At 32.8% G+C, this 26,716-nt stretch carries 27 protein-coding genes and 1 tRNA gene; 10 read left to right on the forward strand and 18 right to left on the reverse strand.

Annotation, left to right across the window (positions count from 1 at the left end; translation table 11 throughout):
- Positions 1-91 precede the first annotated feature (91 nt).
- On the forward strand, positions 92-2,527 hold the full coding sequence (locus K5V07_RS14025) for an ATP-binding protein (protein WP_221917974.1): 2,436 nt from the start codon (positions 92-94) through the stop codon (positions 2,525-2,527).
- Here K5V07_RS14025 and K5V07_RS14030 read toward each other — a convergent pair.
- The 9 genes from K5V07_RS14030 to pdxA form a co-directional block, all read right to left on the reverse strand.
- On the reverse strand, positions 2,524-3,870 hold the full coding sequence (locus K5V07_RS14030; protein ID WP_221917975.1) for a sigma-54 dependent transcriptional regulator: 1,347 nt from the start codon (positions 3,868-3,870) through the stop codon (positions 2,524-2,526). The two genes, K5V07_RS14025 and K5V07_RS14030, sit on opposite strands and share 4 nt — an antisense overlap.
- A 204-nt stretch (positions 3,871-4,074) precedes the next feature.
- Complete coding sequence (locus tag K5V07_RS14035; RefSeq protein WP_144894156.1) at positions 4,075-4,371, reverse strand: hypothetical protein; 297 nt, start codon at positions 4,369-4,371, stop codon at positions 4,075-4,077.
- Positions 4,372-4,403: 32 nt separating this feature from the next.
- Positions 4,404-4,700 (reverse strand): hypothetical protein, encoded by a 297-nt coding sequence (locus K5V07_RS14040; protein WP_144894155.1) that lies wholly within the window; start codon positions 4,698-4,700, stop codon positions 4,404-4,406.
- Positions 4,701-5,119: 419 nt separating this feature from the next.
- Entirely contained in the window at positions 5,120-6,466 is a 1,347-nt protein-coding gene (gene accC, locus K5V07_RS14045; RefSeq protein WP_221917976.1) for an acetyl-CoA carboxylase biotin carboxylase subunit, read from the reverse strand.
- Positions 6,467-6,560: 94 nt separating this feature from the next.
- Entirely contained in the window at positions 6,561-7,040 is a 480-nt protein-coding gene (gene accB / locus K5V07_RS14050) for an acetyl-CoA carboxylase biotin carboxyl carrier protein (protein WP_221917977.1), read from the reverse strand.
- Between the two features lie 23 nt (positions 7,041-7,063).
- A complete protein-coding gene (locus K5V07_RS14055; protein ID WP_144894149.1) occupies positions 7,064-8,062 on the reverse strand; it encodes a beta-ketoacyl-ACP synthase III in 999 nt (332 codons plus the stop codon).
- 174 nt (positions 8,063-8,236) lie between these two features.
- Positions 8,237-8,431, reverse strand: coding sequence for a 50S ribosomal protein L32 (rpmF, locus tag K5V07_RS14060; RefSeq protein WP_007137315.1), 195 nt, complete (start codon positions 8,429-8,431; stop codon positions 8,237-8,239).
- A 9-nt stretch (positions 8,432-8,440) separates the two neighbouring features.
- Positions 8,441-8,983, reverse strand: a complete 543-nt coding sequence (locus K5V07_RS14065; RefSeq protein ID WP_221917978.1) for a DUF177 domain-containing protein — start codon at positions 8,981-8,983, stop codon at positions 8,441-8,443.
- Positions 8,984-9,068: 85 nt separating this feature from the next.
- Complete coding sequence (gene pdxA, locus K5V07_RS14070) at positions 9,069-10,118, reverse strand: 4-hydroxythreonine-4-phosphate dehydrogenase PdxA (protein ID WP_221917979.1); 1,050 nt, start codon at positions 10,116-10,118, stop codon at positions 9,069-9,071.
- Positions 10,119-10,175: 57 nt separating this feature from the next.
- Between pdxA and K5V07_RS14075 the strand changes: the two genes are divergently transcribed.
- The gene (locus K5V07_RS14075) at positions 10,176-10,763 is read left to right on the forward strand and encodes a riboflavin synthase (RefSeq protein ID WP_182649704.1); all 588 of its coding nucleotides are present in this window, start codon (positions 10,176-10,178) and stop codon (positions 10,761-10,763) included.
- A gap of 18 nt (positions 10,764-10,781) precedes the next feature.
- Here the strand turns inward: K5V07_RS14075 and K5V07_RS14080 are convergent, their stop codons facing one another.
- Entirely contained in the window at positions 10,782-10,994 is a 213-nt protein-coding gene (locus K5V07_RS14080; RefSeq protein ID WP_144894141.1) for a hypothetical protein, read from the reverse strand.
- A 522-nt stretch (positions 10,995-11,516) separates the two neighbouring features.
- On the opposite strand from K5V07_RS14080, the gene K5V07_RS14085 reads away from it, so the two are divergent.
- From K5V07_RS14085 to K5V07_RS14105, 5 genes are all read left to right on the forward strand, one after another.
- Positions 11,517-12,749, forward strand: coding sequence for a site-specific integrase (locus tag K5V07_RS14085; protein ID WP_221917980.1), 1,233 nt, complete (start codon positions 11,517-11,519; stop codon positions 12,747-12,749).
- Entirely contained in the window at positions 12,749-13,426 is a 678-nt protein-coding gene (locus K5V07_RS14090; RefSeq protein ID WP_221917981.1) for a hypothetical protein, read from the forward strand. Before K5V07_RS14085 ends, K5V07_RS14090 begins: the two co-directional genes overlap by 1 nt.
- A gap of 81 nt (positions 13,427-13,507) precedes the next feature.
- A complete protein-coding gene (locus tag K5V07_RS14095; RefSeq protein WP_221917982.1) occupies positions 13,508-13,804 on the forward strand; it encodes a helix-turn-helix domain-containing protein in 297 nt (98 codons plus the stop codon).
- 314 nt (positions 13,805-14,118) lie between these two features.
- Entirely contained in the window at positions 14,119-14,979 is an 861-nt protein-coding gene (locus K5V07_RS14100) for a hypothetical protein (RefSeq protein ID WP_221917983.1), read from the forward strand.
- Positions 14,980-14,992: 13 nt separating this feature from the next.
- Positions 14,993-15,280, forward strand: coding sequence for a hypothetical protein (locus K5V07_RS14105; RefSeq protein ID WP_221917984.1), 288 nt, complete (start codon positions 14,993-14,995; stop codon positions 15,278-15,280).
- An 88-nt stretch (positions 15,281-15,368) separates the two neighbouring features.
- Here the strand turns inward: K5V07_RS14105 and K5V07_RS14110 are convergent, their stop codons facing one another.
- The 4 genes from K5V07_RS14110 to mce all read right to left on the reverse strand — a co-directional run bounded on the left by K5V07_RS14110 (position 15,369) and on the right by mce (position 18,073).
- Positions 15,369-16,580 carry a site-specific DNA-methyltransferase gene (locus K5V07_RS14110; RefSeq protein ID WP_221917985.1) on the reverse strand — a complete coding sequence of 404 codons (1,212 nt, stop codon included), beginning with the start codon at positions 16,578-16,580 and terminating at the stop codon, positions 15,369-15,371.
- Positions 16,570-17,325, reverse strand: coding sequence for an ApaLI family restriction endonuclease (locus tag K5V07_RS14115; RefSeq protein WP_255577975.1), 756 nt, complete (start codon positions 17,323-17,325; stop codon positions 16,570-16,572). The genes K5V07_RS14110 and K5V07_RS14115 overlap by 11 nt, the downstream gene beginning before the upstream one ends.
- Before the next feature lie 131 nt (positions 17,326-17,456).
- Positions 17,457-17,530: transfer RNA gene (locus K5V07_RS14120), tRNA-Ile, on the reverse strand.
- A gap of 141 nt (positions 17,531-17,671) precedes the next feature.
- Positions 17,672-18,073: a methylmalonyl-CoA epimerase gene (gene mce, locus K5V07_RS14125; RefSeq protein ID WP_182649708.1), complete on the reverse strand. Its 402-nt coding sequence runs from the start codon at positions 18,071-18,073 to the stop codon at positions 17,672-17,674.
- 190 nt (positions 18,074-18,263) lie between these two features.
- Here mce and K5V07_RS14130 point away from each other — a divergent pair, with 190 nt between their 5' ends.
- Complete coding sequence (locus tag K5V07_RS14130; RefSeq protein WP_221917986.1) at positions 18,264-19,922, forward strand: Ig-like domain-containing protein; 1,659 nt, start codon at positions 18,264-18,266, stop codon at positions 19,920-19,922.
- Here K5V07_RS14130 and K5V07_RS14135 read toward each other — a convergent pair.
- Entirely contained in the window at positions 19,919-20,689 is a 771-nt protein-coding gene (locus K5V07_RS14135) for a nitrilase family protein (RefSeq protein ID WP_221917987.1), read from the reverse strand. The genes K5V07_RS14130 and K5V07_RS14135 overlap by 4 nt on opposite strands.
- Before the next feature lie 74 nt (positions 20,690-20,763).
- Between K5V07_RS14135 and K5V07_RS14140 the strand changes: the two genes are divergently transcribed.
- Positions 20,764-21,327: a hypothetical protein gene (locus K5V07_RS14140; RefSeq protein WP_221917988.1), complete on the forward strand. Its 564-nt coding sequence runs from the start codon at positions 20,764-20,766 to the stop codon at positions 21,325-21,327.
- 111 nt (positions 21,328-21,438) lie between these two features.
- Here the strand turns inward: K5V07_RS14140 and K5V07_RS14145 are convergent, their stop codons facing one another.
- The 3 genes from K5V07_RS14145 to K5V07_RS14155 form a co-directional block, all read right to left on the reverse strand.
- Positions 21,439-22,185 carry a succinate dehydrogenase/fumarate reductase iron-sulfur subunit gene (locus K5V07_RS14145; protein WP_182649716.1) on the reverse strand — a complete coding sequence of 249 codons (747 nt, stop codon included), beginning with the start codon at positions 22,183-22,185 and terminating at the stop codon, positions 21,439-21,441.
- 67 nt (positions 22,186-22,252) lie between these two features.
- Positions 22,253-24,253, reverse strand: coding sequence for a fumarate reductase/succinate dehydrogenase flavoprotein subunit (locus K5V07_RS14150; protein ID WP_221917989.1), 2,001 nt, complete (start codon positions 24,251-24,253; stop codon positions 22,253-22,255).
- 13 nt (positions 24,254-24,266) lie between these two features.
- Positions 24,267-24,932, reverse strand: a complete 666-nt coding sequence (locus tag K5V07_RS14155) for a succinate dehydrogenase cytochrome b subunit (protein ID WP_158730266.1) — start codon at positions 24,930-24,932, stop codon at positions 24,267-24,269.
- A gap of 369 nt (positions 24,933-25,301) precedes the next feature.
- On the opposite strand from K5V07_RS14155, the gene K5V07_RS14160 reads away from it, so the two are divergent.
- A complete protein-coding gene (locus K5V07_RS14160) occupies positions 25,302-26,663 on the forward strand; it encodes a hydroxymethylglutaryl-CoA synthase family protein (protein ID WP_221917990.1) in 1,362 nt (453 codons plus the stop codon).
- The last annotated feature ends 53 nt before the right edge of the window (positions 26,664-26,716 follow it).

Consider the following 26,716-nt stretch of genomic DNA (forward strand, 5'->3'; position numbering starts at 1 on the left):
CTCACCTCCCAGTGAGGTTTTTTTTGAGTTACGATTTTGAATATTTTGATTATCTTAACTATAATGTATCTTGCAATTTTTAACTTTGAAAATGGATCAAAAAAAAAGCTACATCCCTGTAAAAGTTTTTCTAGGCTACCTTCTGTTAGTACTCCTCTTTGGTAGTGTTGGGTGGTTTTTATACTCCGAAAATAAAAGTTTCACTCGACCTGAAAAAAGTATTTCTGATAAAAATGATGCTGTATTAAAAGTTAGTACTGTATTATCTGACTTATACAAAACAGAAAGTTTGGCTCGAATAGCTATTCAGTCTGATTCAGAAACTGATTTTAAGCAGTACGTAGCTAAAACCAGAACCTTGACTATTGCAATTGATTCCTTGAAAACTGCTGTGTCTACGCCAGACCAAGTACAATTGCTGAATAGTGTTCAGATTTTGTTGTCTAAAAAAACCAAAAACATTCTACAGTTAAAAGCCATAAAAAATAAAACCGAAGATGAAACCGCTGTTAGCAGTGCCATAACCGACTTGACAAAAATGGAGTCTTCCATGCGGAAGCTACAATTAGAAGATTTTGTAAAAAATCCAGCGGAAATGGCCGATTATCAGCGCAATGTTTTAAAAAAATATGTTGCTTATTTAAACCAAAATATCCCTGATGATAGTAGCAACACTTTAAGCAAAAAAGAATCAGACTCTATTATTAGTACTTCAAAAATGCTTTTAAATCAAGTAAAAACGGAGACCGCAAATAAAAAAAATTTACTGATCCTAGAGGAAAATAAACTACTTCAAAACGGACTTTCTATTTCTGAACAATTGCGTAAAGTACTTGAAACAATTGAAAGAGAAATTATTGCGAACACAGCGAAAAACTTTACTGAAAGAGAAAAATCATTACAAAAAACCAATCAAATAGTCACGAGTGCAGCTATTATTGGGCTGGTATTGACGCTCTTATTTTTAATTCTTATTTTAAATGATTTTTCAAAAACACAGTCCTATAAAAAACAATTAGAAACTGCTAATCTCAAGGCAAAAAAACTACTAACCAGCAGAGAACAACTGATTTCTACGGTGAGTCATGATTTAAAAACACCTTTGAGTACGATTGTAGGGTACACAGAGTTATTAGGAAACTCAGACTTAAGCTCGAAACAATTGCATTTTACGCAGAACATCAAGGGTTCAGCTGACTATATTTCTAAACTAGTTCAAGACTTGCTGGATTTCACTCAAATTGAAGCTGGAAAAATTACTATCGAGAAAATACCTTTTTCACTGCCTGAAAGTATAAAAGAAATCAGTACCAGCATACAAGCCGTTTACGCACATAAAACAATAGAATTGCTACTGAATATTGATTCGGATTTAGAACAAAGAATAATTGGAGACCCTTTTAGATTGCGACAAATAATATCAAACATCGTAGGGAATGCTTTCAAGTTTACTGAAAAAGGTTTTATTAAAATTACCGCAAAAGCAAGCAGAAATTCCAAAATAATTACAATCCTAATTGAAGATTCAGGAATAGGAATAGCGACAAAAAATCAAGAATTAATTTTTGAAGAATTTACACAAGCAGACGATCAAATTGAAAAAAAATATGGCGGAACCGGCCTTGGCCTAACCATCTCTAAAAAAATGGCTAGTATTTTAGGTGGTGATTTAAACTTAAAAAGTGAATTAGGTAAAGGAAGTATCTTCGAAATTCAAATTCCGTTGCAATATGACACGACAACGCTAGATCATTTATCTGCTCCAACAAACGAATTGCAAAGCAAGCGAATTGCAGTTCTTATTGATGACGATCATAACCTATTGCAATTAACAACCGAAGTATTGCAACAACATAACTTTGACGTACATCCTTTTGGCAAAGCAACTGAGGCACTGAACTGGATTGAAAACCAAGCATTTGACCTAATTATAACCGACATTCAAATGCCTGTTATGGATGGATTTTTATTTATCAAAGAATTACAAAATGCCCAAAAAACCAATTATGACAAGCAACCTATTATTGCCGTTACTGGTAGAAATGATTTGAGTCTAGCCGACTATACAGAAGCTGGATTTATTACAGTGGTAAGAAAACCGTATTCCCCAAAAATATTGCTTAATACCATACATGCAATTTATAATAATAGCGAAATACCGAATCAAAAAGTAAAAAATAAAAAGACCAAAACTCCTGAGAAACTGTATTCATTAAAAGAACTTAAAGCTTTTTTACCCAATGATAATCAAGGTCTTAATGATATTTTGCAATCTTTCATGTCTGGAACACTTGAAGCTATGACCTTATTAGAACAAGCGGTACTTACAAACAACCGTCTTGCTATTAACGAAATTGCTCATAAAATGAATCCCATGTTTAAGCAAATCAAAGCAGTACACATTAGTACTATTTTAGACCAATTGGAAAACAAAGACACTTCTAGTGAAGAATTTCATGCTTTGCTACTAGATTTAAAAGATAAAATACCGGTACTTTTTGCACTTTTAAACAAGGAACTGCATTAACTGATATCGTATAGCTTTAATTTATTATACAATGTTTTTCTATTGATTTTAAGTAATTTAGCCGCTTCTGTTTTATTGTTATTTGTTCTGGACAAGGCTTCTAGAATAGCTTCTTTTTCGTTTTCTGATAACGAAAAATCATCACTTAGCTTGTCTGTACTTTGAAAAAATTCAGCTGGTAATGCTTCTTTCTCTACAAAATCTCCCGCTGTTAAAAGCGTAGCGCGCTTAATGCAATTTTGTAATTCTCTTAGATTTCCTGGCCATCTGTAATTTTGAAAAATACTCAAGACCTCTGGGGAAAATCCAATGACATTTTTTTGTAGTTCTTGATTTGCTTTTTCAAGAAAAAAATCAGCAAACAGCATTAAATCTTCATTTCGTTCTACTAAAGAAGGAGAATGAATAGAAAACTCATTGATTCTATGGTACAAATCTTCTCGGAAATCTCCTTTCTTAACCGCTTCCCTCAAGTCTTCATTGGTAGCTGTAATAATTCGGATATCCACAGCAATTTCTTTATTGCTTCCTACAGGTTTTATTTTTCTTTCTTGTAAAGCTCGTAAAAGCTGTATTTGATTCTCGTATGAAAGATTTCCTATTTCGTCTAAAAAAATGGTTCCATTATTTGCTGCTTCAAAAAAACCAATTTTATCTTGAATAGCTCCTGTGAAAGAACCTTTTACATGACCAAAAAATTCACTAGCTGCTAACTCTTTTGGGATTGATCCACAATCAACAGCAATGAAATTGGTGTTTTTGCGGGCGCTATTTTCATGAATACTTTTAGCAATCACCTCTTTTCCAGTTCCGCTTTCGCCAATAATCAATACTGACATTGTAGTGGGACTTACCAATTGTATGTACTCTGCAAGCTTTAATGAAGCTTTTGAAATGCCTTTTACAAAAGTACTACTAGATTTCTCTACAGGTTGTTTTACTTTTTTAGGACTCTTTTCGGTTTTAGTGGGTTGTACATTTTCATCCTGTCGCAATGCATTTGCAATTACCAACAGAACTTCCTCCGGATTAAAAGGTTTCGAAATATAATCTGCTGCGCCATTTTTTATTGCTTTAACTGCCGTACTCACATCGGCATATCCAGTCATTAGTAATACGGGAACGTCAGGAAAGATTGCTTTTATTTCAGACATAAGTAAAACTCCATCAAAATCTGGTAGTCGTACATCTGTGATTACGAGGTCAAATTCATTAGTTTTCAATATAATCCTCGCTTCAGCAGCTGAAAATGCAGTAACTACTTCAAAAGATTTTTTAACTAGAAATTTTTCTACTAACTTACAAAAAGGCACATCATCCTCTATCAACAAAATTTTAGCCATTGTGTTTTAAACTTTACTGCTAAATTAAAGTTATTTAAATAGTATTGTCCTAATTATTTCAAAAAAAAGAGAGACTGTTAAAAACAATCTCTCTTTTTTAAAAATAAAAATTACCTAATTATTTATTGATCCAGTTGCCATTAACATCCGCATATACAGTAGCGTTCTGGTCTCCAACTGTAATTTTCGATACATCACAAAAGACTACTTTTGAATCCATTTCCCGTTTGCGTCGGCAAATAAATTTCCTTTTTTGTCTCCTTGTGTAATGTCTAATTTGTACTCTTTATTAGCATTTACATAGGCCTTATCTAAAACTGCGTCAGGATATGCTTTTTTTAATGCTTCTGTTATGGCTGCAGGAACTTCTTCTAGTTTAATTTCTGTGTATTCCTCTTGCATATTTACTGTTTGCAATACTTTTTTAGCATTTAGAACTGGTGTTGCAAAAGTTGAAAAACTCCCCAAAACAATTGCTGCTGATACTATTAACTTTTTCATGATATTTAATTTTTAATGTTTATGTATACTCTTTATTTTTGAATCCATTTTCCTGATTCATCTGCAAAAAGACTTCCTTTTTTGTCCCCGATAGTAATGTCTAGTTTATACTCTTTTTTAGGATTAACATAAGCCTTATCTAAAACTGCTTCAGGATATGCTTTTTTTAATGCTTCTTTTACAGCTGTAGGAACTTCTTCTAATTTAACTTCTGTGTATTCCTCTTGCACATTTACTGTTTGCAATTCTTTATTTGCATTTAGAACTGGTGTTGCAAAAGTTGAAAAACTCCCCAAGACAATTGCTGCTGATACGATTAACTTTTTCATGTGATGTGATATTTAAGATTATATAATTAGTTTTAATACTAATGATAATAGAATAATCATACCAATTTTAAAACACAACTATCCATTGTCATAATTAACTATTTTTAAACTAGTTACAAATTTTACATTTAAGTCTGTACTGTGTAAAACGAGAAAAAATAATGTAAAACTGTGTAATAAATACACAGTTGGTTAAATTTATTTGAATCCATAACCAAAAAGAACCTTACACTGATGGAAGGTTCTTTTTAAAAAATCATGAGAGTAGCCGAACTAAATAATTTGTATGGTATAAAAAAATGCATTCCACTTCTTTAGTTCCTTTTATAAGTCTAAATAGTATAGTAACAGTAGTATCAAAAAAAATCCCGTCAAAAAAATATTTGACGGGATTTTTATATTATTCAACAAACAAGTGTTTATTCTGGATCGTTCATTTTAAAAGTATCCATAAAAGCGGTGGTGTAATCACCCGCAATATAACGTGGATCATCCATTAATTGTCTGTGGAATGGAATTGTCGTTTTGATTCCTTCTATAACAAATTCGTCTAAAGCTCTTCTCATTTTACTAATAGCTTCTTCACGAGATTGAGCAGTAGTAATCAGTTTTGCAATCATTGAATCATAATTTGGAGGAATTGTATAACCCGAATACACGTGTGTATCTAAACGTACTCCATGTCCACCTGGCATGTGCAACGTAGTAATTTTTCCTGGTGAAGGTCGAAAATCATTATAAGGATCTTCTGCATTTATACGGCACTCAATTGCGTGTAATTGTGGCAAATAATTTTTACCTGAGATGGGTACACCAGCAGCCACTAATATTTGCTCACGTATCAAATCATAATCAATTACTTGCTCCGTTATAGGATGTTCCACTTGAATACGCGTATTCATTTCCATAAAGTAGAAGTTACGGTGCTTATCTACTAAGAATTCTACTGTTCCGGCACCCTCATACTTAATAAACTCAGCTGCTTTTACTGCTGCTGCACCCATAGCTTGACGCAATTCGTCAGTCATGAAAGGCGAAGGCGTTTCTTCGGTAAGTTTTTGATGACGTCTTTGAACAGAACAATCTCTTTCAGATAAGTGACATGCTTTACCGTAAGCATCACCTACAACTTGAATTTCGATATGACGTGGTTCTTCGATTAATTTTTCAAGATACATTCCGTCATTACCAAATGCTGCAGCCGATTCTTGACGAGCACTTTCCCATGCTTTCAATAAATCCTCTTCTTTCCAAACGGCACGCATTCCTTTTCCTCCACCTCCAGCAGTAGCTTTTAACATAACTGGAAATCCGAACTCTCTTGCTAATTGTAACGCTTGTTCGTACGATTCTAAAATCCCAACAGAACCTGGAACACATGGAACACCTGCTTCAATCATTGTTGATTTAGCAGAAGCTTTATCTCCCATTCTATCAATCATTTCAGGAGAAGCCCCAATGAATTTGATTCCGTGTTCTTGGCATATCTTTGAAAATTTTGAATTTTCAGATAAAAAACCATAGCCTGGATGAATTGCATCTGCGTTTGTAATCTCGGCAGCTGCAATAATATTTGACATTTTTAAGTAAGATAAATTACTTGGAGGTGGCCCTATACAAACCGCTTCGTCAGCAAATTTCACATGCAAACTATCAGCATCAGCAGTAGAGTATACTGCAACTGTTTTTATGCCCATTTCTTTACACGTTCTAATAACGCGCAATGCAATCTCACCTCTATTTGCAATTAATATTTTTTTAAACATCTTATTTGAAATTTTAAATGTAAATTTTAAATCTAAGTTCTATTGATTTTCGAAATATTCGATATCAAAAATAATTTTTTAGTTTAAAATTTCTTTATGATGGATCAACTAAAAATAACGGTTGATCAAACTCAACTGGCGACATATCGTCTACCAATATTTTAACAATCTTACCTGAAACTTCAGACTCAATTTCGTTAAATAATTTCATGGCTTCAATTACACATAAAACATCACCTTTTCCAATTGATTTACCTACTTCAACAAACATTGGTTTGTCTGGTGATGGTTTTCTATAAAAAGTTCCAATAATTGGTGACTTAATAGTGATATAATGTGCGTTTTCTACAACTTGTGCTTCTGGAGTTGCTGCAACTGGAGCAATTTGCTGAGGCGCTACTGCCTGAGGAATTGCAACTTGTGCTGGCATTTGTTGCACGTATGTAGTCTCAGTTACATTTCCTTCTAAAGTGGTTCTAATGGTAATTTTTACATCATCCATTTCTAATTTAACTTCTGCAACACCTGAATTTGCTACAAACTTGATTAGATTTTGAATTTCTTTTAAATCCATGATTATTTGTTTTTAGTTTAAATTTATTTTTTATCGTATGCCCATTTTAAATAGATAGATCCCCAAGTGAATCCACCACCAAATGCTGCTAATATTATGTTGTCCCCTTTTTTTAACAAGTGCTCAAAGTCATATAAAACTAAGGGTAAAGTAGCTGACGTGGTATTGCCATATTTTTCAATATTTACAAGTACTTTAGAGTCTTCAAGTTCCATTCTGCTTGCTGTAGCGTCAATAATACGTTTATTTGCTTGATGAGGAACCAACCAATCAACATCAGTATTGGTCAAATTATTTCTTTTTAATATCAATTCACTAGCATCGGCCATGTTAGTAACTGCGTATTTAAAAACAGTTTTACCATCCTGCACAATACTGTGCTTATTGTCTCTTACGGTTTCATATGATGTAGGATTAAGTGACCCTCCTGCATCTATCTTTAAAAAATCTCTACCTACTCCATCGCTACGCAAATATTCGTCTTGCAAACCTAATCCTTCATAGTTAGGCTCAAACAATACGGCTCCTGCACCATCACCAAAAATGATACAAGTAGCTCTATCTGTATAATCTACAATTGAGGACATTTTATCAGCACCTATTAACAGTACTTTTTTATATTTTCCTGAGGCTATGTAAGCTGATGCGGTTGACATACCATATAAAAAACTAGAACATGCAGCTTGCAAGTCATATGCAAATGCATTTGTAGCACCTATTTGTGTGGCTACAAAAACTCCAGTTGAAGCTACAGGCATATCTGGTGTAGCTGAGGCCAATATCACCATATCAATTTCAAGAGGATCAATATTAGCTTTTGCTATCAAATCTTGAGCAGCTTTTATAGCTAAAAAAGAGGTCCCTTTATCGGTATCCTTAAGTATTCTTCTTTCTTTAATTCCTGTACGTGAAGTAATCCATTCGTCATTGGTATCAACCATTGTTTCTAATACTTTGTTCGAAAGTACAAAATCAGGTACGTAGGCACCAACAGCGGTTATTGCGGCTGTGATTGTATTCATTGTTGCATTTATTTCAAGTCAAATGTTTCCATTTGAAAATTTTTTAAAAGACGTGAAAATTACAAAAAAATTTTCATTTTTTTCTGAATGTGTTGTTTTATAATTAGCTCTAATTATAATCAACAAAAAAAACTCTCACGATGTGAGAGTTCGAATATCATTTACCGTAATGTATTAAGCAACAGCTACAGATTTATCTATAACAACTTGCCCTCTGTAATACATTTTACCTTCGTGCCAGTATGCTCTGTGGTATAAGTGCGCTTCTCCTGTGATAGGACAAGTTGCAATTTGTGCTACAGTAGCTTTATAATGTGTTCTTCTCTTATCTCTTCTTGTTTTGGAGATTTTTCTCTTAGGATGTGCCATTTTACTATATTATTTATCCGTTAATAGTTGCTTTAATTTGTCCCATCGCGGGTCAATATTTTCTTCTTCTTTAATTTCTTCTTTCTCTTCGCTTACAGCAAGTTCACTTAGTTTTTGCAAAGCTTCTGTTTGCAAAGTACCGTCTTTTACGCCAGGATGAACCCGTCTTAAAGGAACTGACAACACAATCATTTCATAAATATATTGCGCTATATCTATCTCAAACTCTCCGTGAGGAAGTATTAATAACTCCTCATTATCATTGTTAAATTCTTCACCAAAACGAACTATAAGTTTCATTTTTCCTTTTACAGCCAAGTTAAAATCTTCACTGGTCAAGTCACAAGGAACATTTACGTATCCTTTGTGTTTAAAACTTAATTCTAGAAATGTACTTTTTTTATCTAAAACTACATTTACTTTGATATTTGAATCTTGATATTCATTGTAATCAAAGATTTCAAAGAACTTATTATCAATTTGATATTCAAAATTATGTTTCCCTAGCTTTAAACCTATAAAAGGTATCAAATATTCTTTCGTGTTCTTCATTTTAACCACAATTTGACCCTAAACTTCGGGAGTGCAAAGATATAAATTTATTGCAAATCTAATAATCTTATTCACTTTTTTTTGTTCACAACTGTTTTTCTTTTATTCTAAGCGGTTTTTTACTGATTTCGGCATATTGATTTCTAGAATGAAACACATCAATAGCTAAATAAACCGCCTCTTTAAATGAATTGAAATCAGCAATACCTTTACCCGCGATTTCATAAGCCGTCCCGTGATCTGGCGAAGTTCTAATTTTATTTAAACCTGCTGTATAATTTACTCCTTTGCCAAAAGACAATGTTTTAAAAGGTATCAATCCTTGATCATGATAGGTTGCTATTATAGCGTCGTATTTTTCGTATTGATTGCTTCCAAAAAAACCATCTGCTGAAAAAGGTCCAAAGACGAGTGTTCCTTGATCAAATATTTTTTTTAAAACCGGTTTCAAAACTAAATTTTCCTCATTCCCTATCACTCCGCCATCGCCACAGTGAGGATTTAGTCCCAACACAGCAATTTTCGGCTTATTAATACTAAAATCTTGAATTAAAGATTGCTTGATTGTTTCTATCTTTCTAACAATTAACTCCTCAGTAAGATGCGATGCAACTTCACTTAAAGGAATATGATCTGTAAGCAAACCTACTCTCAAATTATCTTGAACCATCAACATCAATGCATTTCCCTCTAATTCTTGATCCAAATAATCTGTATGTCCCGGAAATGCAAAATCTTCCGATTGTATATTAGATTTGTTAATAGGAGCAGTTACTAACACATCAATTCCACCTTCCTTTAGCGCTGTTGTAGCTGCTACAAAAGACTTTATTGCATACTCTCCTGCTTTAACATCAGATTTGCCAAGATTTAATTCAACTCCTTCCTTCCAAACATTTAAAACATTAATTTTACCATGAACAAGTTGGTCTAACTTGTCTATTCCGTGCAACAATGATGTCGATTGAAATGTTTTTTTAATAAAAGTTAACATTTTTACATTTGCAAAAATAACTGGAGTACACATTTCTAACATTCGAGAATCCTCAAATGTTTTCAAAACTATCTCGCTTCCAATACCGTTTAAATCTCCTATAGAAATCCCTACAATTATATTTTCTGCATTTTTCACCATGACTACCGTTATTTATTGCTAATTTTGAACTGCAAATTTAGTAAAATAAAACAAGAAATGTTTACAGGAATTATAGAAACACTTGGTACTATCCAAGAAATACAAAAAGAGAATTCTAATGTGCATATTACCATCAGTTCCTCTATAACAAACGAACTTAAAATAGACCAAAGCGTAGCACATAACGGCGTATGCCTGACAGTAGTAGCCATACAAGATGACCGCTACACAGTGACTGCCATAGATGAAACTTTACAAAAAACCAACCTATCTCACTGGAGTGCAAATGATATTGTAAACCTGGAACGCGCTATGAAGCTTGGTGATAGGCTTGACGGACATATTGTACAAGGACATGTTGACCAAGTAGGAACTTGCATTCAAGCCGATGAAACGAACGGGAGCTGGAAATACACGTTTGAATACGACAGTAATTTGAATAATATAACAATCGAAAAAGGATCTATTACTGTAAACGGAGTAAGTTTAACCGTAGTAGATTCACAAAAAGATAGATTTAGCGTCGCAATTATCCCATATACTTATGAGCATACCAACTTCAACACTTTTACAGTTGGCACTAAAGTAAATTTAGAATTTGATGTTATTGGTAAATACGTATCCCGGCTTCACAGTACAAAATAACACCCACAAAAAAAACCTTTAGCTTCCTAAAGGTTTTTTTGTGTTATAAATAATGAGATAAATCCCTAAAAAAACAGCTAATATCATAACCACAAAAACACAGTCATCAATTGGAAATACAGGTGGCGGCGCACCTGGCGGAGGTGGTGGTGGCGGTTGTGCTTTTGCAAAAATTACAAAAGCAAAAGTCAACACAAACGAAAGGTGGTATTTATTTGATAGTTGTTTCATGTCGACACAAAAATAAATAAAATTAACGACACAAAAAAGAAATTAAATTACAATAACTTGTTTTTTATCAATAACATGCCTACTTATTGCTATTATAACAAATACTCACTAAAACAAGAATTACACTAAATCTAGCTCTATAACTTTTGTATTTAGAAAAACTCTTTTAAAAGTCTACAACAAGTAACAACTATGCAAACAAACATTTTATATACTACTTTAACTTCAGGATTTAAAATGAAACAGACATCACCATAAATCTCTAACACACCTAAAAATAAAAAAGCCTTACAAACGCAGTGTTTATAAGGCTTTTTAAGTGTTAAATGTGGTCCCACCTGCACCCCATGTTGTTTGATTAAATTTTACCCTATTTTACCGTATTTAATAGGCTTAAGCCTTATTTTTATTGATTTTCAAATAATATAGAATTAGGGCAAAAATGATTAAAACAAAAAAATTCGTCCCCTCATTCGTCCCCTAGAAAAATATTCTTAGATTTACATTCTCTAAATTTAAGGTATGTCGAAAGCAAAATTTATATTAAAAGAACCGAATTCAAAAAGCGATACTTTGATTTATCTACTTTATAATTATCAATATAGCAGATTCAAATATTCAACTGGTGAACAAATAAATCCCAAATTTTGGAATCCGTTAACTCAACGCGTCAAAGAAACTAAACAATTTAAAGAATATCCCGAATTCAACACTAGATTAGATAAAATTGAAAATGGAATTAAAAATGTTTTTAGAAGATTGCTCAATGATGGCATCCAACCAAACAACATTCTTTTAAAAAAAGAACTTGAAAACGAATTAAGCGACCATATTTTAAAGCCTAAAAAGAAATCTTTTTTATCTTTTGTTGATGACTATATTACTGAAAGTAAATTAAACAAACGAGAAGGCACAATTAAGGTTTATAATACAACGTATAAATACCTAAAAGAATACTCTTCTAAATACAAGGCTATTGATTTTGAAAGTATCACTTTAGAATTTTACAATCATTATACCGCCTTTCTATCGCAAGATCATAAACTTTCAGCCAATACCGTTGGAAAACATATTAAGACGATTAAATCTTTTATGAACGAAGCAACCGAAAGAGGTATCAATGAGAATTTAGAGTTTCGAAAAAAGAAATTTAAAACCATTCGAGAAGAATCTGATACAGTTTATTTAAGTATTAAAGAACTACAACAATTCGAAAAATTAAAATTAAGCGCAACTCCTAGACTAGATAAAGTAAGAGATTTGTTTTTGATTGGGTGTTATACTGGTTTAAGATTTTCTGATTTTACACAAATACAACCTGAAAATATAAACGCTGACAATACAATGCTTTTTATCAGAACTCAAAAAACCAGTGAGCGTGTTGCAATTCCATTACACAAAACGGTTAGAACTATATTAAAGAAGTACAAAAACAAACTCCCTAAGGCATACACTAATCAAGTAATGAATACTTACTTAAAAGAAGTTGCAAGTTTAGCCAACATAAAAGAATTAATAGAAACCACCATAACACGAGGCGGAAAACTCGAAAAATCAGTATCCCCAAAATTCAAACTTATTTCTACCCATACAGCCCGAAGAAGTTTTGCAACAAATTTATATATTGCAGATATTCCCGCAATTTCAATAATGAAAATAACAGGACATAAAACAGAGCGTTCTTTTATGCAATACATAAGAATTACTCAAGAACAAAATGCAGACAAATTACTAACTCATGCTTTTTTTAAATAATGGAAATAATTACAGCAAATACATTACAAGAGAAATTTGATTTAACTATTCAAAATAATTTTAATAGAAATTTAAAAATCGAAAATGAAATTAAAGCCGTTGAGGAATATGTTTACAACGTCCCTGTTTTAAGAAACCCATTTAAAAGACAACCAATTCAAGCTAACGTAAATAAAACTCCTCAAGTCTTCGACTTAGGTCAAACTTATATTGACAGAAATATTTTTCATGATGCTTTTTATAAATATTTAAATAGTGAAGAAAAAACAATTATTGAACAATTACATGATGAAAACGAAGAAACACAGCATTTAAAACAGCGTTCCGCAGACCAAGCAATTGAACTATTTAAATACTACACATGGCTAAAAGTTTTACTTTCTACAAAAGCAAAACCCTCTATAGCACTAAATCATCAAGAAAAAATGCTTGCTCTCAATTTGTTAGGAATGGACACCAGTAAATTTAACGACAATAAAATAGCAAAAATACTTAGTGTTATTTTAGGGCTAGATGAACAAAACACAAGAAAGATACTAGGAACATTATACATAAATGCAGTTAACAATCCTGTACGAAATAAAAAGCACTTTGAAAATCTACACAATCAATTTAAAAGCATTGGTTTAAACGAAATTGCAGAAGAAATAGAAAAAGAAATTCCGAATTTAAAATAAAAACTTGTAGTACTACACATAAACACTACTCGCTACTCTTCATCTCATCTTTGCCATTATAAACTTAAATACAGTAAAATAATGGCAAATTTAACATTCCACACATTCGAATTATCAGACTTCGAAAATGCAATAAATAAAGCATTTGAAAGAGCTGTCAAAGAATTTTCAAATCCAATCAAAAATACAGATAAGGATTTAAAATCAAGAAAAGAAACCGCTAGGATTCTAAACATTTCATTACCTACACTTCACCTTTTTACTAAAGAGGGAATCATTCGTGCTTATCGTATTGGCAATAGAGTTCTCTATAAACAAGAAGATATAGAAAACGCTTTAAAAGTTATTGTTTCATCTAATCAAAGAGGGCGCAATTAATGGAAGCCAATAAAAACGATTATTCAGTTATAGTATTTCTAGAAAACGAAACAAAACCTAAAAAATGGAATTACGTTCACAAGCTAAACGGTTTCTCAATGTTTTTGAACAATTCCCATCCTACGTGGTCATACATGAATGTTTACGAACGAAGAACAGGAAAATATATAAAGCGATTCTATAAAGGCAACTTTATACCCCCATTTATCTAAGTACTACTTTTTTTTTAACCTTTAATAATTAAACACCTTTAGTTAATAACCATTAATAAATAACCTTTTAATGGTTTTAATTAATGTACAACGATTCAGATTATGATAGTCAAAAATACATACGGTACTAGCGTTGCTTTTTCAGTTCGAGAATTCGGAGTAATTCCCAAAGAAGAGTTCACTGGTTCAGCACTTCAACGAAAAAAGAAACCTCCAGCAGAAAAAAATTCAAATGAGAAAACAACACCTAAACCCAAACCAAAAGCAGATAAAAAGAAAGAAGTCAAACTTCGCTTTTTGTCTAAACGGTCAAAACAAAAAATAAGAAAGAAATTAATCTGTTTTGCGAGATGCTACAAAAGATTAAGTTTTGTTACGCTCACATTTTTAAATGAGGTATCAGACGAACAAGCAGTAAACATATTGCGAAAATTTATCGATAACGTTAAAAAACGAAGTGAAAACTTTCAATACATCTGGGTAGCTGAACGACAAACCAAAAATGATACATTCAAGGGTAATATTCACTTTCACATGATAACCAACAAATATTGGAAAATTGAAAAATGGTGGAATTACTGGCTTGACTTACAACGAAAAAACGGAATCATACCTAGAGATGAGAATTACAAACCTTCTTCTGCTTTTGATGTAAGACAACTAAACTCGAATAACATAAGGTCAATTGCTTCTTATATTACCAAGTATGTAACTAAGAACAACGACAAATTTAAATGTCAAGTTTGGAACTGCTCAAGACAAGTTTCGGAACTGTACACCGATTTTTACACCGATTCGAGTTTTGTAGATGAGTTTAAAAAACTAGATGCAGTACTCAAGGAATTTGAAGTAAAAGACCACAGCAATAGAATGATTATAAATATAAAAATGATAAACCTAAACAGACAAACACTACCTCTTTATAAAAGACTAGACGAAAAGAATAAAGCGATCCCTAACTAAACAAAATATGAATATGAATAATAATAATACGGAATTGAAAGAATTACCAAATAACACAAAATTCACAAGATTTAATTCAGATAATGAAGATATAATCCTTGGCGAATATCTAATTGCTCTTCTAATTAATAATGGAGCTTCATTTAATGAACTTTTAGAATCAGCAAATGAGATTGAGGACAAAAAAGAAAGAATTCTTGTAAAGAAAATCATGACTGATATAATTCAGAATTTCATTAATCTCAATCCTGAATTTGCTGAAATTTTACAGCAAAACGATAAAGCTCAAACTTTTACGTAATTATATTTTAAACACAAATATTTAGAAAGAAATCCTATTATTTAAAACAAACCATTTTAAATAATAGGATAATATTTAGATAAATCAATTAGAAGTTATCATTAACATTAATTTCTTTATCATATAACTCTTGAATTTTAAGTCTGTCAGATTTTAAAATTTTAACATCTGAGACATATTCAAAGGATCGATCATTATATATTTCTTTTTTTGTCTGAACAACAATTTTTAATTTATAATCTTTACCAGTACAAGCATTTTCTAATTTTTTTATTGCATCATTTAATGATTCTAAATCTCCTTGTATTTTAACAGGAACTGGTTTAGCCTCATAATGATTTTTTAAAAAACCATCAATTCCCGAATTTCTCTGAACAGGAAAAGCATCAATACTTTTCAATAAAGCAATATCATTATCTGCTTTCTCAAAATAACTATCCACACCTCTTTTTAGTAAATTAGAAGTCGTGATTATCATTTCCTCCAATCTCCTATTAGCCAGCTCAACAGCATCATTGGAAACATCTATTCCTATAAAATTACGGTTCATATCTTTGGCGGCAACACAAGTTGTTCCACTGCCACAGAAAGGATCTACAACTAAATCCCCTTCATCAGTAACTATTTTAATTATTTCTTTTAATAGCAAAACGGGCTTTTGAGTTGGATACCCAACTCTTTCTCTTGCTTTAGGATTTAAATATGGTATCTCCCAAGTATCTGAAAGAGGAACTCCTTTCTTTTCTTTACCAATTACAGGATTTCCCTCTATATCTGTTTTATAAACAGTTTTTCCTTTAGAAGTTTTCTCACGATCTTGCAAAATTTGATCAATATTTGTTGTGGCAGAATAATCTGTAAAATAAGTGTTGAATTTAAATTTATTACTCTTCGAATAAAAATATATATTTTGATGAGAATTCAAAAGTCCCTTTTTTGAATTTGACCATCTTTTATAACTCCAAATGATTTCACTTTGAAAATTTTCCATGCCGAAAACTTTATCCAGTACTACTCTAATGTAATGAGATGCAATTTTATCGCAGTGTAAAAAGACACTTCCAGATTTTTTTAATATTCTTTTCGACTGAATTAAACAAAGCTCAATTAAATGAATATATTCCTCAAGAGATTCCCAGCTATCGCTAAATTCATACTTTTTCGATGAATCGCGAGTGACTAAACTATGTTTTTTTTGCGTAAAAAAAGGAGGATCAAAATAAACTAAATCAACGGAATCCGATTTAATTTCCTTAATTGTCTCTATGCAATTCCCTAAATAAATTTTATTAATTTCCATCTTCTGGTAATCTTTTACTCGCTATAACTGTCAATATTTCTTTTAAATCGTAACCACTATATTTTTTGATATAATCCCAGGCTTCTTCTCCCCCATAATATTCTCCGTTAAAGCTCTTATATATTGATTTTAAAGTTTCCTGAACCCTTTTAGCTTGAGTTCGCTGAGGATAATAAAACATTACTCTAACTGGAATATAATCATAACTACTAATACATTTAACTCTTGTATGCTCTTTGGTAATATGATCTCCATCAGTAGTAGCGTCTCTCCATTTAATTTCTATAGCATTCTTATTGTCCAAAAAATCTATTTCAAAAGTTCTTGGTCTAGCGCCTTGATTATTATCGATTAATAATTTTCCTCCTTCAACATTTTTAAACTTTAAACACAATGAGGCGGCTTCTTCAAGGAATGAACCAGCATATTTATAAAGGAAACGTCCAGCATTTTGAAAAACATCAATATCCTTACCTTCTTTTGTGCCTATTCCTAAAACTTTATAAACTAGATAATGAGAATTATCATCTAATTCCATCTCTTCCTTTCTTTCATCAATTCTTAATCTTAAACTAGCAGAATATCTTTGCGCAAGCACTTCTATTTTTGAAGTAAGCAACTCATATGCAGATCCCTTAGCAATTGCTTCATTTATTACTAACTTTTCTAATTCCAAAGCTTCCTGAGCTATTTGCTTTATAGTTTTTTTCATATTCTTTTTATTTCGTTCAAATTGATTTTTCAAAGTTACATTTTTTAAAATCCCTTTGAATTAATATTTACGAACAAAGCTAAAATTTCGTCCCCTCATTCGTCCCCTAAAAACAAAAAAGCCTCACAAACGCAATGTTTGTAAGGCTTTTTAAACGTTAACAGTGGTCCCACCTGGGCTCGAACCAGGGACCACCTGATTATGAGTCAGGTGCTCTAACCAGCTGAGCTATAGGACCGGTTATGAGGTTGCAATATTACTACTATTTTTTAATTGCTACAAATAAATTTGACATAGTTTTTTACTCTTTTATAAAAAAAATCTCAAAGCAATCCGAATGCATTGAATACTAACGACCTACACTACATAGCATTTAAAATCATACGATCTCTTGACACAGTTCAATCAAAACTCCATTTGTGCTTTTGGGATGCAAAAACACAACTAGCTTATTATCAGCTCCTTTTTTCGGAGTTTCATTAAGGACCACAAAGCCTTCTTGCTTTAATCGAACAATTTCTGACTCAATATCTGCTACATCAAAAGCAATATGATGAATCCCTTCACCTTTTTTCTCTAAAAACTTAGCTATTGGACTATCCGGATGAGTTGCAGCTAGTAATTCAATCTTATTGGGTCCGCTCTGAAAAAAAGAAGTAGTGACACCCTCGCTCAGAACTTCTTCAAATTTATAAGCTGGTGCTCCAAACAATTTTTCAAAAACCAAGTTAGATACCTCTAAATCTTTTACAGCAATTCCTATGTGTTCTATTTTTCTCATGAATAAATTTATTTATATTTTAAAACAACCTGTTTTTTGACTAAGCAGCCAATTATGTAAAATTAGTATTTATATTCGTAGACCAAAATTATCACTAATCTATTGCAGCTACTATTGATAATAAATCCTTAAAATATTTCGAAAGCATAAATTATAGTCGTTATTTTGTAAACTGAAATCAGAATTTACCATGTTGAAAAACAATCTCAAATATACTTTTTTTCTCTTTTTAATAATCTTAGCTAGTTGTGCAAAAAGAGGCACTACTACTGGAGGTCTAAAAGACACCATTGCGCCAATTCTTAAGGTAAGTTTTCCTAAAAATTTTAATACCAATTTCACTGGAAACAAGATTCAATTGGTATTTGACGAAAATATTAAATTGAAAAACTTAAATAAGCAACTTATCATTTCTCCTCCCATGAAAAATGAACCGCTTATTATACCTACCACACCCACAAAAACGATAACAATTACGCTCAAAGATACTTTACAACCCAATACTACTTACAGTCTTAATTTTGGACAAAGTATTGCTGATAATAACGAAGAAAATCCCTTAAACCAGTTCAAATATGTGTTCTCTACAGGGTCAACAATTGATTCTTTGCAACTAGGAGGAACCATAAAAAGTGCTCTTGACAAAGAAGTAGAGTCTTTCGTTTCGGTTATGCTGTATGATGTAAACGACAAATTTAATGACTCAGTAATTTACAAACAAAATCCAAGATACATCACAAATACTCTTGACAGCTTAAAAACTTTCCGACTAGAAAACCTTAAAGCGGGGAAATATTTGCTTGTTGCACTTAAGGATTATAATAACAATAATAAATTTGACCCTAAGAAAGACAAGATTGGGTTTGTAAAAGAATTTATATCTGTACCAAACGATACGCTTTATGAACTAGAAATTTTCAGAGAAAAGCTACCATTTAAGGCTATTAGACCAGTACAAGCTGCCGGCAACAAACTCATAATGGGTTATGAGGGAACAATTGACAACCCTAAAGATTTACCTAAATTAACATTAAAAGATAATGCTACCGAAATAAATCACTTGGTTACAAAATTTCCAAAAAAGGATTCACTCCAAATATGGTATAAACCTATTAAAACAGATTCCTTGAAGTTATTTGTAAAAAAAGATAAGTATGAAACTAAATTTTCCTTTAAAATTAAGGATCAAAAAAAAGATACTTTAAATATTACTCCTTTACAAATGGGCGACTTGAAATTCAGAGAGCAGTTTACTCTTGAAACTAGTACGCCATTAATTAATATTGCAAACGAGAAAATAACTTTATTGGATAGAAACAAAAAATCAATTCCGTTTAAAACAGAATATGACGAATACAATCAACGCTTGTATTTTGACTTTAAAAAAGAATCTTCAGAAAACTACGTAATGACCATTTTACCTGAAGCTTTTACTGATTTTTTTGAAAAAAAGAATGACACCTTAATGTATAAATTCAGTACCCGAAACACTTCAGAATACGGAAATTTGAGTGTAAATCTTCAAAAAGTAAAAAGTTTTCCCGTACTTATTGAGTTAACAAATGCAAAAGGAGATGTGCTAGCCTCTGAATACACCACAGAAAACAGTACTGTCAATTTCAACTTAGTAGAGCCCGCACAATACACGCTTAGAGCCACTTATGACTCCAATAAAAACGGCAAGTGGGATCCGGGAAATTTCCTCAATAAACTGCAAGCCGAAGAAGTAATTTACTTTTCGAAAGAAATAGATGTTCGTGCCAATTGGGACGTCAATCAACTTTTTGATTTAAGTATTCCGTACACCCCCGAAATTAAAAAGAAAGCAGCAAACAAAAAACAACCTTAGTTGTCTTTTAGTTCAAATGTGTCTCGATCATTGAGAAAACCTAGTTTTTGTCTTGTTTCTATTAATTTTTCTTTGTTTAATGACACTACAAAACTGCCCTGCGTTTGAGTTGGTTCTTGTAAATAATGACCTAAAAAATCAACGGCTTGAGAATGCCCTACATATTCATACCCATTACCATCAGTTCCTAATCTATTAACTCCTATAACATAACACATATTCTCGACAGCTCTAGCCTGAAGTAAAATATCCCAAGCATTTACTCTTGTTTTTGGCCAGCTGGCTACATAAATTAATAAGTCATAATCCTCTGTGTTTCTGGAAAAAACAGGAAAACGCAAATCATAACAGATTAAAGGACAAATTTTCCAACCTAAATATTCAATAATATACTTTTCTTTACCTGCAACATAGGGTACGTTTTCACCAGAAAGTGTAAACAAATGTTTCTTGTCATAATACTCTACCTTTCCAGAAGGCGCAACAAAAACGAACCTGTTAAAAAACTGATCTCCCTCTGTGATCACGAGACTACCCATAAAAGCACAATTTCTACTGGCAGCAAGTTGTTTTAACCAAGTTAAGGTTTCGCCATCCATACCCTCAGCAACACGTTCAGGATTCATGGTAAAACCACTAGTAAACATCTCTGGCAAGACTATTAATTGTACATCAAGTTGTATTTCATTGATTTTGGATTCGAAATATACACGATTTCCATTTGGATTTTCCCATGACAACGGAGCTTGAATGAAGGCTATTTTCATTTTTTCTAATTTTCTATAAAAATAACAATTCTATACGTACCGTAACTTCCTTACATTAGCAAAAAGAAAAAAACATGAAAAAAATATTAGTTGCCCTTGTGCTGTTAACTCAGTTAACACTTCAAGCACAAGAAAAAACGGGCGCACAACAATTTTGGGAAAACCTACAAAAACATTGTGGAAAATCGTTTGAAGGAGAAATTAAAGAAGGCGCTTCTAATGATACTTTTAGGGATAAAAAACTAGTAATGCATGTAAGAAGTTGTACCAAAAATACCATTAAAATTCCTTTTTTTGTTGGCGAAGACAAATCAAGAACTTGGGTTTTGACGTTTGAAAACGATAGAATTAAACTTAAACACGATCACAGACACGAAGATGGTACTGAAGACAAAGTAACACAGTACGGTGGTACGAGTCCTAATTCAGGCAGTGCTGGTATTCAGTTTTTTCCAGCAGATCAAGAAACATTAAATTTAATTCCAAACGCTGCTACTAATGTATGGTGGATTACTATTGATCAGACCTCGTTTACCTATAATTTAAGACGCTTAGGATCTGATAGATTGTTTACCGTAAAATTTGATCTAACAAAAACAGTAGCAACACCAACTGCTCCATGGGGATGGAAAGACTAGAACACTTTTTAAACCTAACATTTAGACCAAAAAAAACGCATTCAACTTTGAGATTGAATGCGTTTTAAGATATTATTTAATCTTTAAGATTTAAACTTTAAGACCAACTTATTATCCCTTTAAACTTGCAGATAAATATTCTCTATTCATTCTGGCAATATTTTCAAGAGAAATTCCTTTTGGACATTCTACTTCACATGCTCCAGTATTGGTACAGTTACCAAAACCTTCAGCATCCATTTGTGCCACCATGTTCATTACACGATCAGCAGCCTCTACTTTACCTTGCGGCAATAAAGCATACTGTGATACTTTAGCAGATACAAATAACATAGCTGATGAGTTTTTACAACTTGCAACACAAGCTCCGCAACCTATGCAAGTAGCAGCATCAAATGCTCTATCTGCATCGTGCTTAGGAATCAAAATTGCATTAGCATCTGTTGGTTTTCCTGAAGTATTTACAGATACAAATCCACCTGCGTGTTGAATTCTATCAAAAGCACTTCTGTCAACAACTAAATCTTTAATTACTGGAAAAGCTTTAGCTCTAAACGGCTCTATAAAAATAGTATCACCGTCTTTGAACATTCTCATGTGTAATTGACAAGTAGGTACACGTCTGTCTGGACCATGCGCTTCACCATTGATATACAAAGAACATGAACCGCAAATACCTTCGCGACAGTCATGATCAAAAGATACTGGTAAATCTCCTTTGTTAATTAAGCCTTCGTTAAGCACATCAAGCATCTCTAGGAAAGACATGTCCTCTTCAATACCATCTAATGGATACTCTACGATTTTACCTTCTGCTTTTGCGTTGGCTTGACGCCATATTTTTAATGTAAGTTTCATATTTTCTTTCGTTTGAAAGTCTTAGATAAAAAGTAGAACTACCATCATTTCTATCTCGGACTGATTCCTATTTATAACTACGCGTTACTAGTTTAACATTGTCATAGACTAAAGGTTCCTTGTGAAGTATAGCCTCACTTGGTTTACCCATGTATTCCCATGCTGCAACATAAGCATAGTTCTCATCATCTCGTTGTGCTTCACCATCCTCAGATTGGTATTCTTCACGGAAGTGACCTCCACAAGATTCATTACGGTGCAATGCATCTTTAGCAAACAACTCGCCTAATTCTAAGAAATCAGCAACACGACCTGCTTTATCTAACTCTTGATTGAAACTGTATGCATCTCCAGGAACTTTAACATCTCTGTAAAATTCTTCTCTTAATGCTGCAATTTCTTCAATTGCCTCTGTTAATCCTTTCGCATTACGAGCCATACCCACTTTGTTCCACATGATTTTTCCAAGTTTCTTATGGAAATAATCAACAGAATGCGTACCGTTGTTATTGATAAACTGATCAATACGTGCTTTTACATTTTTCTCAGCTTCAACAAATTCAGGTAAATCAGTAGAAATTTTTCCTGTTTTAATGTCTGGTGCTAAGTAATCACCAATTGTGTATGGCAATACAAAATACCCATCAGCTAGACCTTGCATTAAAGCAGAAGCTCCAAGACGGTTAGCACCGTGATCAGAGAAGTTAGCTTCTCCAATACTGAAACAACCTGGAATTGTAGTTTGTAAGTTATAATCAACCCAAATACCACCCATAGTATAGTGTACTGCTGGATAAATCATCATTGGGGTTGTGTACGGATCCTCATCAACGATTTTCTCATACATTTGGAATAAGTTTCCGTATTTATTAGCCACAATAGCAGCTCCTAATTTTGTTACTAACGCTTTGTCATTGGCATCAAAACCTTTAACATACGCTTGTTCTTTACCGTAACGCTCAATTGCTGCTGCAAAATCTAAGTAAACTGCTTCACCTGTTTTATTCACACCAAAACCAGCATCACATCTTTCTTTAGCAGCACGAGAAGCGATATCTCTAGGCACTAAGTTACCAAAAGCTGGGTAACGACGCTCTAAATAATAATCTCTGTCAGCTTCAGCGATTTGTGTTGGCTTCAATTTACCTTCACGAATTGCTTGTGCATCTTCTAATTTTGCAGGAACCCAAATACGTCCATCATTACGTAATGATTCAGACATCAAAGTCAATTTAGACTGGTGATCTCCAGAAACTGGGATACATGTTGGGTGAATTTGTGTGTAACATGGATTAGCAAAGAAAGCTCCTTTTTTGTGTACTTTCCACGCAGCAGTAGCGTTACTTCCCATGGCGTATGTAGACAAGAAAAATACGTTACCGTAACCTCCAGAAGCAATTACAACTGCGTGTGCAGAGTGACGCTCAAGCTCACCTGTTACCAAGTCACGAGCAATAATTCCTCTTGCTTTACCATCAACAAGAACTAAATCTTGCATTTCATGACGTGTGTATGATTTTATCTTACCACGACCTATTTGACGGTTCATTGCAGAATAAGCTCCTAATAATAATTGCTGTCCTGTTTGACCTTTTGCGTAAAAAGTTCTAGCTACTAATGTTCCTCCAAAAGAACGGTTGTCTAGCAAACCACCGTACTCACGTGCCAATGGTACACCTTGCATAACACACTGGTCAATAATATTAACAGAAACTTCTGCAAGTCTGTGAACGTTTGCTTCTCTTGAGCGGTAATCTCCTCCTTTTACCGTATCGTAAAACAAACGGAAAGTAGAGTCGCCATCACCTTGATAGTTTTTTGCTGCGTTGATACCTCCTTGTGCAGCAATAGAGTGCGCACGACGAGGTGAATCTTGAAAGCAAAAAGTTTTAACGTTATATCCTAATTCAGCTAAAGTTGCAGCGGCAGAACCACCTGCAAGACCAGTACCTACAACAATAATATCAATATTACGTTTGTTAGCTGGGTTAACTAAATTGATGTGATTTTTATAATTTGTCCATTTGTCCGCTATTGGACCATTTGGTATTTTTGAATCTAAAGCCATTTATAATTTAATATTAATGATTAAAATGATGAAATAATGCAATGAAAATAAAGCCAACAGGAACTACAATTGCAAAAGCATATCCCAATTTGTGTAATGATCTAGAGTATTTATTGTTGAACCCTACAGATTGAAACGAAGAGTTGAAACCGTGCCACAAATGCAATGATAACAATACAAATGATACACAATAAATAGCAGTACGAATAGGATCAACAAATTTATGTTGCAACTCACCAAAATAACGAGTCTCATCAAGTGGATTTACCTCTACATACTTGTAAACCATTTCTGGAATCCAAAAATCATAAAAGTGTAAAAGCATAAAAGCCAATACTACTAAACCAGAAATAATCATGTTACGTGATGCCCATGATGAACTTGCTGCACCATTATTTTTCACATATTTAATAGGTCTAGCACTTTTGTTTTGAAAATCCAAAACGATACCCATGATAAAGTGAAAAATCACACCTATGATAAGGATTGGTTGAATAACAAACTGCACCAACGGGTTATTTCCCATAAAATGAGAAATAGAGTTAAAAGTATCAGGACTAAAAACCGAGGTACTGTTTATAAAAAAATGTTGTGCTAAAAATAAAATTAAGAAAAGTCCAGAAAGCGCCATAGCTACTTTTTTTGCGATCGATGACTTTAATAATGAAGATTTTGCCATAAGAATTTAGTTGTATTAATTTAAAAAATCATACAAAAATAGGGCAATTAGAAATGAACTACAACCTTTTCGCTATAATTTATAATCATTTTAAAGTGTTACATCACAAAACCAAATGAACCTATATAAATCAATACCTAGAACCCTACAAAAGAAGAATTTCGTTAGACAAAACTAAAGAATTTGAAAATCTTTACGAATCAAACAAAAACATAATTCTTAAAAATAACAATGTTTTTTATGACATCAATAATTTGCCTAAATCAAAAATTTAAATTTACTAAAAATAGACCGAAGGCAGTTTTAAAAACACAAAATAAAAAAAGATTAGCGAGCTTATTTCTAATTTTATAGTCAAAATAATTTAAAATGAAAATCGGAATCGATGCCATCACTTTTGATGTTGCAAAAATACATTTATCCATTAGCGCATTGGCAAAAGCCAGAAATATTGACCCTAAAAAACTGCAAAAAGGACTTGGATTAGAAAAAATGACTCTTCCGGATGTACACCAAGATGTAGTAGTTTTTGGAGCCAATGCCTTGACCAAGCTCATACTTGACCACAACATAAACCTAAATGAAATAGCCCGAATTTATGTGGGGACCGAGAGTAGTATTGACAACTCCAAACCTATTAGTTCGTTCTTAATTTCATTGATGGAGCAAAAATTTGGAGAAAACACTTTATCAGAATGCGATGTGGTTGATTTTACTTTTGCCTGTATTGGCGGCGTAGATGCGATGCAAAATTGTATTGATTTTATTCGACTCAACCCAAGCAAAAAGGCCATTGTTGTAACGACTGATTTTGCTAAATACGATTTGAACTCTACCGGCGAATACACCCAAGGTGCGGGAGCTGTTGCCCTATTGATCACTTCAAACCCCAGAATTATCGCTTTTGGAGATGTCTGGGCAACGAGTACCAAAGGTGTTTTTGATTTTTTTAAACCCTACAGAACTTTATCAAAAACTGCCATAACTGGAAATGAAACAAACGAAGCTTGGTTTGACAATCTAGAAAGCGAAATAGAAATACATAAAGATCAACCTGTTTTTGACGGTCAGTATTCCAATCAATGTTACATGGATAGAACCCGAGATGCTTATTTTTCGTTCAAGAAATTAAAAAAAACGTCTCAAACGGTTTATAACACCTGGACCAGCATTGTCATGCACTTACCTTATGCGTATCAAGGCCGCAGAATGCTTAGTGAAATTTATGCTTTGGATGCCTCCAATAGCACTTTATCAAGAACAGAAGAAACTACTGTTTACCAACACAAACTGAAAGAAATCAGCAAAAATGAAGCCTACATAGAATTTGTGTCTAAAAAATTACAGCCTGCCGAACTAGCTTCGTCATTGATAGGAAATCTTTATACAGGCTCTATTTTTATGGGCTTATTGTCAACATTAGCTCATTTTTATGATTCTAAAAAAGAAATTTCTGGAAGTGTATTTGGCCTTCTAGCCTATGGAAGCGGCTCGAAGTCAAAAGTATTTGAAGGAACCATTCAAGCAGAATGGAAAGAAGCACTGGAGCGTGTATCATTATTTGAAACCCTCGAAAAAAGCTTTGAAATTGACTTTAAAACTTACGAAAAACTCCATAAAAAAGAACAACACGAAAGCGTTTGTAGCCCAAAAAACGAATGGATTTTAGAACGTATTGAGAGCGAAAACCCCAACTTACTAGGGGCTCGTTATTACAAATGGGTGGAGTAATATTGTTTTAAATTAATAAAAAACACAGATTTCATCAATTTAATGCACCATTT

Source organism: Flavobacterium sp. CHNK8 (assembly GCF_019774515.1).
In the GTDB taxonomy this organism is placed as follows: Bacteria; Bacteroidota; Bacteroidia; order Flavobacteriales; family Flavobacteriaceae; genus Flavobacterium; species Flavobacterium tiangeerense.